At 71.6% G+C, this 11,844-nt stretch carries 7 protein-coding genes and 1 pseudogene; 6 read left to right on the top strand and 2 right to left on the bottom strand.

Annotated features, from left to right (window positions below; all coding sequences use genetic code 11):
• Window positions 1-18: 18 nt before the first annotated feature.
• Window positions 19-399 carry an STAS domain-containing protein gene (locus ACZ64A_RS15950; protein ID WP_469810874.1) on the top strand — a complete coding sequence of 127 codons (381 nt, stop codon included), beginning with the start codon at window positions 19-21 and terminating at the stop codon, window positions 397-399.
• Between the two features lie 91 nt (window positions 400-490).
• Here the strand turns inward: ACZ64A_RS15950 and ACZ64A_RS15945 are convergent, their stop codons facing one another.
• On the bottom strand, window positions 491-841 hold the full coding sequence (locus ACZ64A_RS15945; protein ID WP_469810873.1) for a hypothetical protein: 351 nt from the start codon (window positions 839-841) through the stop codon (window positions 491-493).
• Between the two features lie 744 nt (window positions 842-1,585).
• On the opposite strand from ACZ64A_RS15945, the gene ACZ64A_RS15940 reads away from it, so the two are divergent.
• Window positions 1,586-3,709, top strand: coding sequence for a SpoIIE family protein phosphatase (locus tag ACZ64A_RS15940; RefSeq protein ID WP_469810872.1), 2,124 nt, complete (start codon window positions 1,586-1,588; stop codon window positions 3,707-3,709).
• A gap of 557 nt (window positions 3,710-4,266) precedes the next feature.
• Here the strand turns inward: ACZ64A_RS15940 and ACZ64A_RS15935 are convergent.
• A complete protein-coding gene (locus ACZ64A_RS15935; protein ID WP_469810871.1) occupies window positions 4,267-4,575 on the bottom strand; it encodes a hypothetical protein in 309 nt (102 codons plus the stop codon).
• A gap of 223 nt (window positions 4,576-4,798) precedes the next feature.
• On the opposite strand from ACZ64A_RS15935, the gene ACZ64A_RS15930 reads away from it, so the two are divergent.
• The 4 genes and pseudogenes from ACZ64A_RS15930 (at window position 4,799) to ACZ64A_RS15915 (ending at window position 11,598) form a co-directional block, all read left to right on the top strand.
• Window positions 4,799-5,419 carry a DedA family protein gene (locus ACZ64A_RS15930; protein ID WP_469810869.1) on the top strand — a complete coding sequence of 207 codons (621 nt, stop codon included), beginning with the start codon at window positions 4,799-4,801 and terminating at the stop codon, window positions 5,417-5,419.
• Window positions 5,420-5,576: 157 nt separating this feature from the next.
• A pseudogene (locus ACZ64A_RS15925) lies at window positions 5,577-5,903 on the top strand (HD domain-containing protein); the annotation flags it as partial.
• A gap of 127 nt (window positions 5,904-6,030) precedes the next feature.
• Window positions 6,031-7,041, top strand: coding sequence for a LacI family DNA-binding transcriptional regulator (locus ACZ64A_RS15920; protein WP_469810868.1), 1,011 nt, complete (start codon window positions 6,031-6,033; stop codon window positions 7,039-7,041).
• A gap of 270 nt (window positions 7,042-7,311) precedes the next feature.
• Complete coding sequence (locus ACZ64A_RS15915) at window positions 7,312-11,598, top strand: discoidin domain-containing protein (RefSeq protein WP_469810867.1); 4,287 nt, start codon at window positions 7,312-7,314, stop codon at window positions 11,596-11,598.
• The last annotated feature ends 246 nt before the right edge of the window (window positions 11,599-11,844 follow it).

The raw sequence follows: 11,844 nt of genomic DNA, 5'->3' as shown, positions 1-11,844 counted from the left end.
CACAGGAAGGAGGACGACGTGAGAGCCGACCCGCCCGCACCCGACGACGACCGACAGGACGACGCCCCCGTCGACGTAGAGGTCCACCGTCTGGCGAGCGACCGCACCCTGGTCTCCGTCACGGGTCAGCTGGACCTGCACACCGCCCACTGGCTCGGCGACGCCCTGCGACCGCTGCTCGACGGCGACGGGCACCGGGTGCTCGTGGACCTGTCGGCCGTCACCTTCCTCGACTCCAGCGGACTCACCGTGCTGATCAGCGCCTACCGGACCAGCCGGAGCACGGGTGCCCGACTGGCACTGGTCGCACCGAGCCGAGCGGTGAGGGAGATGCTGCAGATCACCGGTGTCGACCGGGTGGTCGACGCCTACCCGTCCCTGGACGCCGTCCCCCACTGACCTGGAAATGATCGGAAGGATCTTAAAGGAACGGCCTCACGGGCCGGCAGCCGGCCCGTGAGGGCCGAGCGCACAGCGGCCGGAGCGTGCGTCAGGCGGCAGCGCCGAACGCCGCCGTGACCGCCGTGTCCGTGCGGGCGTGGATCACCAAATGCATTCCGGCGGTGTCGGCATGGGCCTCGAGCACACGCCGGGTCGGCGCGCTGGCACTGGCAACGGACATCAGTACGCCCAGGTCCCGGCACATGCGGTGGACGCGGAGGACGACGCTGACTGCGGCGTCCGCGGCGGGCTCTTCGAGGATGATCACGACGGGCGCGGGCATGTGGGCGCGGACGAGGCCCTCGAAGCGGGACAGGAGTTCGGCACGACCGCCGATGCCGGGATCGTGGTGCACCGTGATGACGAGTACTCCGTGATCGAGGGAATGAGACAGCAACACGGCTTCCGACTCCTCTGGTGGCGGCTTGTGCGCTGCCCGGGTACCCGAGGTGACACCCGTCAGTCTCCGGCGTGTCCGGCAGGCCGCCGGGGCATTACGACACGATGAGCGTCGTCGTGCAGCGAAGAACCCGTCCCGATGGGAGGGATTGGTGACACAGAGGGTGACACCGCAGCCGGGCGCGCCGGCGGGCCGCCGGCGCGCCCGGCCGTCTCGTCCGTCATGCCGGACCTCCTCGCTCATGGGCCACCGCCCTCTCGCGCGCCCGGCGCCGCCCGGCCGCCTTCGACGCGGTGCCGTTGCCCGACGGCCGGCGGTGGTTCCGCCCGCCTGCCCGGATACCACCGGCTGTGCGCGGAGGCCGCCATACCGCCGTGCGCGCGTGGCCGCGGCTCGTCGCGCACGGCGATCCGGTCCGCCTTCGCCGCGGGCAGCGACGTCCTGGCCTGAGCCTGGCACGGGTGCCCCCGGCGCGCGCCCGAAACGGCGAGCGGGGCGTGCGGACCGCGGCGGGACGGGGCGTCCGCACGCGGCCGTGCGGCACACCGGGCGGCGGCGGGCGCCCGGCGAGTCCCGGGGACGACCACGCGCCGGGCGCGGGGTGTCGGCGTAACGTCCTGGTATGGGTGGTGCCGATGTCTTCGCGGGGCAGCGCCGGGTCGGCAACCGCACGGCTGCGGCCCGCGCAGGGCAGCAGGCTTCCGCCCGGCCGGTCAGGCGTTCCCGCCGCTTCGGAGGTGTCCCGTGACAGGCGCGGCCGATCCCGCCGCCACGAACGACCCCGTGGACGTCGCCTTCGCGGAGACGATCCGCAGGACCGGCGCGTCCATCGGCGCGCTGTTCGTGCTCCAGGAGGACCGCCTGCTGCGGCTGGTGCTGCTGTCCGGGGCGCCGGCCGAGATCGCCGCACCGTGGTCGCGGGTGCCGCTGGCCGCTCCGGCGCCGGTGGCCGACGCCGTCCGTGAGGAACGCCTGGTGTGGGTGAGCAGCCAGGAGCAGATGGCCCTGTCGTATCCGCGTACCGCCATGGCGCTTCCCTACTCGCTGGCCATGGTCGCCGCGCCGGTCACCGGAGTGCGCCCGCGCGGAGCACTGCTGCTGATCTGGACCGGCGACCGTCCTCCGTACATGACCGCACGGGAACGCGGCAACATCGAGTCCAGTTGCCGGCGCCTGGCCCGGCTCATGGAGGAGTCCGCGGAACACGGCGGCGGACCCGGCGACGGGCCTCGCGTCGTGGCCACCGGCACGGGACGGCCGTCCGTGAGCACGGAGGTGGCCGCGGCGGACTTCGCGGAACGCCTGCCCGGCGGAAGCTGCGCCCTGGATCTCGAAGGACGCTTCACCTACGTCAGCTCGGGCGCCTGCGAGCTGCTGGGCCGCGACTCAGGTCACCTGCTCGGCACACTGCCCTGGCAGTCCCTGCGCTGGCTCGACGAACCCACCTACGAGGACGGCTACCGCACCGCCGTGATCAGCCGGGAGCCGGTCCTCTTCACGGCGTGCCGCCCTCCGGACCAGTGGCTGGACTTCCATCTCTACCCCGACGCCAGCGGCATCAGCGTGCGCGTCGTGCGCAGTGGGATCGACTCCCCGTCCGCACCCGCGCAGCACCGGTCGGCGCGCACCGCGGCACCGGCCCGCGCCGGTCAGCTCTACCAGCTCGTCCACCTGGCGGCCGCGCTGACCGAGGTGGTCGGGGTCAAGGACGTCATCGATCTGGTCGCCGACCAGATCATGCCCGCCTTCGGCGCGCAGGGCCTGGTGCTGTCCATGGCCGAGGGGGGCCGGCTGCGCATCACCGGCCATCGCGGCTACCCCGCCGACGCCGTCGAGGGTCTCGACCACCTGCCCCTCGACACGGCGTTCACCCCGGCCGGGCGCGCCCTCGGCAGCGGCATCCCCGCGTTCTTCGCGAACCCGCAGGAGATGCGGCGCCTCTACCCCGAGGCCCCGTTGATCAGCGGCAAACAGGCGTGGGCCTTCCTGCCGCTGATCGTCTCCGGCCGGCCCGTGGGGATCTGTGTGCTGTCCTACGACAGCCCGCGCGAGTTCCCGGCGGCGGAGCGTGCCGTGCTGACGTCGCTCGCCGGGCTGATCGCGCAGGCCCTCGACCGCGCGCGCCTCTACGACACCAAGCACGACCTCGCCCACGGCCTCCAGCAGGCACTCCTCCCGCGTACGCTGCCCGCGCTCACCGGTCTGCGGGTGGCGGCCCGCTACCTGCCGGCGACCCGTGGCATGGACATCGGCGGGGACTTCTACGACCTGATCCCGCTCGGTGCCGCCGGTGCCGCCGGTGCCGCGGCCGTGATCGGTGACGTGCAGGGGCACAACGTTTCGGCGGCCGCCCTCATGGGCCAGGTGCGCACCGCGGTGCGTGCCCACGTGGCCCTCGACGCCGCCCCGGACCAGGTGCTCTCCCGCACCAACCGGCTCCTGACCGATCTCGCCCCGGACCTGTTCACCAGCTGCCTCTACGCCCATGTCGACATCGGGCGTGGACAGGTCACCCTCGCCAGCGCGGGACACCCGCCGCCCGTGCTGCGCGGCCCCGACGGCATCACCCGCCCCGTCGACGTCCCGCCCGGGCCGCTCCTGGGTGTCGACCCCGACGCCGTCTTCCCGGTCACCGGTGTCCCGTTCCCTCCGGGGGCGATGCTGGCGTTCTACACCGACGGACTGATCGAGAAGCCGGGCCTGGACCCCGACGAGGCGATCGCCCGCCTCGGCGCGCAACTGGGCCGCCTCGACGGCCCCGACCCGGACGCGCTCGTCGACGATCTGCTGGCAACGGCCGGCCCGGGCGACCAGCGCACCGACGACATCGCCCTGCTCCTGCTGCGCCGGGAGGCGCGGGAGCACTGAACGCCGCGAAGGACTCCTTCAGTTCACCGCTTTCGGCGCCACCCTGTCGGGACCGGTGCCGACGCGACTCGATCAACTGGTCGGCCAGGCACCGGGGTTCCGACGTGGTGCCGTGGCGGTCGGCGGACCGTGCCGGATCAACGCCCGTCCGCCAGGCCCCAGTTGTGGACGTACGCCTGATCCCCGGAGACCGTGTACCAGCCGCCGTCCGCACGGACAGCTGCCGCCTGTCCCACCGCCCCCACAGTGTCGGGGAGCCTTCCTCGCCCGCCCCGACGCTCAGCCCCATCCGCGCCGGATCGGGGTGCGGCGTGTGGAACGAACCCGAGGCCACCGTCCCGGTGCTCGCACGGCCCAGCACCCGGCCGTCGGCGGCGTCGAGGACGAGCCACAGCTCGTCCTCCTGCGCATCGTCGCCGTCGGTGGCGAGCGGACCGCGCCCAGGGGCCCGGACCAGCGTGCCGTCGGCGGAGTACGCGGCGGATCCGCCGTCCCCGTACCCGTGCCCCTCCTCGTCGTCGGCGTACTCGGCGAACTCGTGGTGCAGCCGCGGGCATTCACCGCCCCAGCAGGCGTGCCGCACCTCCCAGCGGGTGGCGTCGGACGCGTCCCACGCACCGCACCGCGTGCACTCCGGCGCACACCGCCGCGCCACCGTCGGGGGACACCGTCGCCGTACCGAAGCCGCGGGGCCACGGGGCGGGGAAGCGCACCGCGTGGCCCGAGTCCGGGTCGAGCGCGGCCAGTACGGCGTCGGCACGCTGCACGAGCAGCCGGCGCCCGGCCCGGTGCAGGACCTCCGGCGCGTCCGCGCAGCCCGGCTCCAGCGGCGCGGCGACCAAGGCGTCGAGACGAGCGGCGGTCACTGAGTCCTCCGACGCGGGAGACGGGACGTGAACGCGCCCACCCTACGGGGGTACCTGCCGGCCGGTCCGACGCCGGGGCGGCGTCCACGGCCGGCACGGCGGCCGCAGCGGCGCGGCGCACGCCGGCCGGCCCGGGCTCCTGCACCGCGGGACGCGCGCCGCGGCGAGGGGGCCGGGCGGCGCGCCGGTCCCGGCCCGTGCACCGGTGCCGTACGGTGGGCACATGGCGCCGCCTCTCCCTGGCCCGCTGGCCCACCTGGCCCCGCTGCTCAGCCACTACGGCTACTGGGCCGTCGGGGCCGTCGTCTTCGTGGAGGACTTCGGCATCCCCGCGCCGGGCGAGACGATCCTGATCGCGGCGGGGATCTACGCCGGCGCCGGGCGGCTGAACATCGTCGCCGTCGCCTTGATCGCCTTCGCCGCGGCCGTCGCGGGAGACAACGTCGGCTACCTGATCGGGCGGACCGGCGGACGCGCCTTCGTCCACCGCTGGGGCCGCTACGTGTTCCTCACCCCCGAACGTTTCCACCGGGCCGAGGAGTTCTTCGCCCGCAACGGCGCCAAGATCGTCACCGTGGCCCGCTTCATCGAGGGTCTGCGCCAAGCCAACGGCATCATCGCGGGCACCAGCGGCATGCCCTGGCGCCGCTTCCTCGTCTTCAACGCCCTCGGCGCCGCCCTCTGGGTCGGCCTGTGGGCTTCTCTGGCCTACCTGGCCGGCAGCCACATCACCACGCTCTACGACGAGATCACCCGCTACCAGCTCTACGCCCTGATCGCCCTCGGTGTCCTCGTCGCCGCGTTCGTCGCCCGCCACCTGCTGCGGCGCCGGCACCGGGACTGAACGGGACCGCTGCGGCTGCGCCCCGGGCGGAGTCCGTATCTGTGGGATGTGTGGCTCCACGGACATGGCGGCCGGCCGGCCGGGTTGGAAAGCTCGGAGGCGCTCGACACCGAGCGGAAACCAGCGGAACCAGAGAGAAGACAGGTGGGTGATCCAGATGACGACGGCGGACATCCGGGCCGGAGTGCGGGTGCCGGACACGAAACTCGCGCGCGAGGCGACGGACCTGGTCCGGTCGAGCACGGACGACCTGATCTTCCACCACTCACGGCGGGTGTACTTCTTCGGCGCGCTCCAGGGACGCCGCCGCGACCTCGGCTTCGACCCCGAGCTGCTGTACATCGCCGCGATGTTCCACGACCTGGGACTCAACGAGCAGTTCCGTACCAGCGGACGCCGTTTCGAGATCGACGGCGCCGACGAGGCGCGCCGCTTCCTGCAGGCGCACGGGGTCGGCCATTGCCCGCAGGACCGGACGACGCGGGCGCCGTAGACGGACCGGAGCGGCCCGGCAGCGCCACCGGCCCGTTGCAACACGCTTGCGCCCGGACGGCTGTCCTGCCGCATCAGCCGCGTAATCGGCTTGCGCTTTTTGCGCTAGCCTTGCGTGTATGACGCGACGACTTGCTCAGGTGGCCAAGAAGGTGGGGGTCAGCGAGGCCACGGTGAGCCGTGTCCTCAACGGCAAGCCCGGGGTCTCCGAGGCGACACGGCAGGCCGTGCTGACGGCGCTCGACGTGCTGGGCTACGAGCGGCCGACACAGCTGCGGGGCGAGCGCGCGCGGCTCGTCGGCCTGGTGCTGCCGGAGCTGCAGAACCCGATCTTCCCGGCGTTCGCGGAGGTGATCGGGGGCGCCCTGGCGCAGCAGGGGCTGACGCCGGTGCTGTGCACCCAGACGCAGGGCGGCGTGTCCGAGGCCGACTACGTCGAGCTCCTGCTGCAACAGCAGGTCTCCGGAGTGGTGTTCGCCGGCGGCCTGTTCGCGCAGGCGGACGCGCCGCACGAGCACTACCGGCAGCTCGCCGAGCGCAACATCCCCGTCGTGCTGATCAACGCGTCCATCGAGGGGCTGGACTTCCCCTGCGTCTCGTGCGACGACGCGGTCGCCGTGGAGCAGGCCTGGCGCCATCTGGCCTCGCTGGGACACGAGCGGATCGGCCTCGTCCTCGGACCCGGCGACCACGTCCCCTCCGGGCGCAAGCTGGAGGCCGCCCGGGCCATGGCGCAGGCGGCCGGGAGCGCGCTGCCGGACGAGTGCGTCGTCCGGTCGATCTTCTCCCTGGAAGGCGGGCAGGCGGCCGCCTCCCGTCTGCTGGAGCGGGGCGTCACGGGCATCGTGTGCGCGAGCGACCCGCTGGCCCTGGGCGCCATCAGGGCGGTGCGCCGGCGCGGACTGTCCGTGCCGGGGGACGTCTCGGTCGTCGGTTTCGACGACTCCGCCTTCATGAGCTGTACGGAGCCGCCGCTGTCGACCGTCCGTCAGCCCATCGAGGCGATGGGCCGGGCCGTGGTCGAGTTGCTGTGCGCCCAGATCCAGGGCACCCAGGCCCACCCCGGTGAGCTGCTGTTCGAACCCGAACTGGTGGTCCGCGGCTCCACCGCCCAGGCACCCGCGAGCTGACCACCCCCGGACCGTTCACACCGGCGCCGGCACCCCGGGACTTCTCCCGGGGGCCGGCGCCGGTGTCGTTCTCACGGTCCGCCCGTGCGTGTCCTCTCTCGTCTCCCCTCTCTCGTCTCCCCTGGCCCGTCCCGATCGGGGAGACGGAGCAAGATGTGGTTCCCGGGCCGTAGACGGTCCCATGATTCTCTGCAACTCTCTGAGCCGTGAACGCAAAAAGCAAACAGGAGTGAGAAGCGAACAACGGCAACGGGGAGAGATCGAGGACCGATGACAATCCGCAGATGGAGATCACGGGCCCTGAGCACCGTGATCGTGACCAGCCTCCTGGCGCTGGGAGGGCCGTTGGCGGCCGCCCGGGCCGCCGGGGGACCGAACATCGCGCTGGGGGACACCGCGTCGGCCAGCAGTACCCACAGCGGGTACGCGGCGCCGAACATCACCGACGGCGACCAGGGCACGTACTGGGAGAGCGCCGGCCCGAACTTCCCCCAGTGGGTGCAGGCCGACCTCGGCTCCACCGAGCGCGTCGACGAGGTCGTGCTGAAGCTGCCCGCGGGCTGGGAGAGCCGTGACCAGACCCTCTCCGTCCAGGGCAGCGCCGACGGCACCAGCTTCAATACCCTGAAGACCAGCGCGACGTACACCTTCAGCCCGGCCTCCGCGAACACCGTGAAGGTCGCCTTCCCGGCGGCCCAGACCCGGTTCGTACGGATCGCCGTCACCGCCAACACCGGCTGGCAGGCGGCGCAGCTGTCCGAGCTGGAGGTGCACGCCGCCACCGGGTCGTCGGGCAACCTCGCCGCCGGGCGCACCCTGACCGCCAGTTCCACCACGCAGGTCTACGCCGCGGGCAACGCCAACGACGGCAACCGGGCCACGTACTGGGAGAGCGCCGGCAACGCCTTCCCGCAGTGGCTGCAGGCCGACCTCGGCTCCTCCGTGCGGGTCGACCGCGTCGTGCTGCGCCTGCCCGCCGGCTGGGAGACCCGCAGCCAGACGCTGAAGATCCAGGGCAGTACCAACGGCAGCGACTTCACCGACCTCACCGCTGCGCGCGCCTACACCTTCGACCCGGCGAGCGGCAACGCGGTCACCATCGGCTTCGACGCCACCACCACCCGCTCTGTGCGCGTGCTGGTCACGGCGAACACCGTCCAGCCCGCGGCCCAGGTCTCCGAGCTGGAGATCTACGGCCCCGGCACCGGCGACACCCAGGCGCCCAGCGCCCCGGCGAACCTGGCGCTCACCGAGCCGGCCACCGGGCAGATCCGGCTGACCTGGAACGCCGCCACCGACGACACGGGAGTGACCGCGTACGACATCTATGCGGGCGGGTCGCTGCTGAGCAGTGTCGGCGGTGACGTGACCACCTTCACCGACACCCGGCCGACGAGCGAGACCGTCTCCTACTACGTGCGGGCGAGGGACGCGGCCGGCAACCAGTCGGCCAACAGCAACACCGTCACCCGCAAGGGCGACACCGGCGACACCCAGGCCCCGACCGCACCGGGGAACCTCGTCTGCACCGAGCCCGGCGACGGGAAGATCAAGCTGACCTGGTCCGCGTCCTCGGACAACGTCGGGGTCGGCGGTTACGAGATCTACGCCGACAACGCCCTGCGGGCCACGGTCGCCGGGGACGTCACCACCTACACCGACACCCAGCCGGCGACCAGCACGGTGACCTACTATGTGCGGGCCAGGGACGCGGCCGGCAACCAGTCGCCACCCAGCAACAGCGTCACCCGCAACGGCAGCGGCGGAAGCGGCTCGAACCTCGCCGTCGGCAAGCCGATCAGCGCCTCGTCCGTGGTGTACACCTACGTCGCGGAGAACGCCGACGACAACGACCTGAGCACCTACTGGGAGGGCGCGGGCGGCAGTTATCCGAACACGCTCACCGTCAAGCTCGGGGCCAACGCCGACGTCGACCACCTGGTCCTCAAGCTCAACCCGGACTCCGCCTGGTCCCGGCGCACCCAGACCATCGAGGTCCTCGGACGGGAGCAGAGCGCCACGGGCTTCACCTCGCTGGTCGCGGCCAAGAGCTACGCCTTCGATCCGGCCGACGGCAACACCGTCACGGTGCCCGTCACCGCCCGCGTGGCCGACGTACAGCTGAAGTTCACCGCCAACTCCGGTTCGTCTGCAGGGCAGTTGGCAGAGTTCCAGGTGATCGGCGTCCCGGCGCCCAATCCCGACCTGGAGGTCACCGGGCTGACGGTGTCGCCCGCCGCCCCGGTGGAGTCCGACACGGTCAGCGTCTCGGCCACCGTGCGCAACAGCGGACCGGCCGGCGCCCCGGCGAGCACCGTGGCCGTGCGGCTGGGCGGCACCAAGGTCGCCACCGCGCAGGTCGGCGCCCTCGCGGCCGGTGCGCAGACCACCGTCACCGCCTCCCTGGGGCGGCGCGAGGCCGGCACCTACCAGCTCAGCGCCGTCGCCGACGACGGCAACGCGGTGATCGAGCAGAACGAGTCCAACAACACCTACACCAGCCCCACCGCCCTGGTCGTCAAGCCGGTCGAGAGCGCCGACCTGGTCGCGGCCTCGGTGACCACCTCGCCGTCCAGCCCGGCGGCCGGGGACACGGTCGCCTTCAAGGTGACGCTGAAGAACCAGGGCAACAAGGCCACCGCCTCAGGCAGCCATGGCGTCACGCTCACCCTGGCCGACGGTCAGGGGAACACCGTCAAGACCCTGAGCGGCGCCTTCAGCGGCACCCTCGCCGCCGGTGCCTCGGCCGACGTGGACCTCGGTGCGTGGACCGCGGTCAACGGCTCGTACACCGTGAAGACGGTGATCGCCGACGACGCCGACGAGGTGCCGGTGAAACGCCAGAACAACACCTCCAGCCGGCCGCTGTTCGTCGGACGCGGCGCCCACATGCCGTACGACAGGTACGAGGCGGAGGACGGCACGGCCGGCGGTGGGGCCACCGTCGTCGGGCCCAACCGGACCATCGGGGACATCGCCGGTGAGGCTTCCGGCCGCAAGGCCGTCAGCCTGGACGCGAACGGGGAGTACGTGGAGTTCACCACCCGCGCCGCGACCAACACGCTGGTGACCCGCTTCTCGATCCCGGACGCGCCGGGCGGCGGCGGCATCGACTCCACGATCGACGTCTATGTCGACGGTGTCTTCAAGAAGGCCCTGCCGCTGACGTCCAAGTACGCCTGGCTGTACGGGGCGGAGGCGTCACCCGGCAACTCCCCGAGCGCCGGGGCCCCGCGGCACATCTACGACGAGGCGCACCTCCTCCTCGGCGAGACCGTGCCCAAGGGCAGCAGGATCCGGTTGCAGAAGGACGCCGCGAACACCTCGACGTACGCGATCGACTTCATCGACCTGGAGCAGGCCACCCCGGTCGCCAACCCCGACCCGGCCACGTACGTGGTGCCCACCGGTTTCACGCACCAGGCGGTGCAGGACGCCCTGGACAAGGTCCGCATGGACACCACGGGCAGGCTCGTCGGTGTCTATCTGCCCCCGGGGGACTACGAGACGTCGAGCAAGTTCCAGGTGTACGGCAAGGCCGTGCAGGTGGTCGGTGCCGGGCCGTGGTTCACGACCTTCCACGCGCCGGCGTCCCAGGAGAACACGGACATCGGCTTCCGCGCGGAGGCGTCGGCCAAGGGGTCGCTGTTCAAGGGCTTCGCCTACTTCGGCAACTACACCTCGCGCATCGACGGACCGGGCAAGGTGTTCGACTTCTCCAATGTCTCCGACATCGTCATCGACGACATCTGGAACGAGCACATGGTGTGCCTGTACTGGGGCGCCAACACCGACCGGATGACCATCAAGAACTCCCGCATCCGGGACCTGTTCGCCGACGGCGTCAACATGACCAACGGCTCCACCGACAACCTCGTCACCAACAACGACGCGCGCGCCACCGGCGACGACAGCTTCGCGCTGTTCTCGGCGATCGACGCGGGCGGCGCGGACGAGAAGAACAACGTCTACGAGAACCTCACCACCACCCTGACCTGGCGGGCGGCCGGTGTCGCCGTCTACGGCGGCTACAACAACACCTTCCGCAACATGTACATCGCCGACACGCTGGTGTACTCGGGCATCACCATCTCCTCGCTGGACTTCGGCTACCCGATGAACGGCTTCGGGACCGATCCGACGACCTTCGAGAACATCTCCGTGGTCCGGGCGGGCGGCCACTTCTGGGGGCAGCAGACCTTCCCCGGCATCTGGCTGTTCTCGGCGTCGAAGGTCTTCCAGGGGATCAGGGTGAACCATGTGGACATCGTCGATCCCACGTACAGCGGGATCATGTTCCAGACGCAGTACCTCAACGGGCAGCCGGTGAACCCGATCAAGGACACCGTCTTCACCGACATCTCGGTCACCGGGGCCCGCAAGAGCGGTGACGCCTTCGACGCCAAGTCGGGCTTCGGCCTGTGGGCCAACGAGATGCCCGAACCGAACCAGGGTCCGGCGGTCGGCGAAGTGACGTTCAACGGGCTGGAGTTGAACGGAAACGCCGTCGACATACGCAACACCACCTCCACCTTCAAGATCAACATCAATCCGTGACGGCCGGCGCCCTCGTGGTGCCACCGCGTGAACGGCAGGCCGGTGCGAGCTCGGTTCGAGCTTGCATCGGCCTGCCGGTGTGCCCGCCTTCACGGAAGGGCTGACTTCCGCTGTCTGTCGATGATTTACGAAAACTGCGCGAGATATTGCGTCCACTTGTCGACGGTGGTTGAGTGTGCGACGCCCCGCCACGCTCCGCCGAAGCCCCACACGGCCCCACCACGCGTCGGCGACGGGGCCACTTCA

The sequence above is a fragment of the Streptomyces sp. NPDC104814 genome, from assembly GCF_055583185.1.
Note: the sequence above shows the minus strand (reverse complement) of the source record. Positions and strands in the feature narration are given on the sequence as shown.

Excerpts from the sequence above, each read along its gene's own strand:
- ACZ64A_RS15930 (WP_469810869.1), top strand. The coding sequence starts at position 4,799 with ATGGCGCCGCCTCTCCCTGGCCCGCTGGCCCACCTGGCCCCGCTGCTC.
- ACZ64A_RS15920 (WP_469810868.1), top strand. The coding sequence starts at position 6,031 with ATGACGCGACGACTTGCTCAGGTGGCCAAGAAGGTGGGGGTCAGCGAG.
- ACZ64A_RS15915 (WP_469810867.1), top strand. The coding sequence starts at position 7,312 with ATGACAATCCGCAGATGGAGATCACGGGCCCTGAGCACCGTGATCGTG.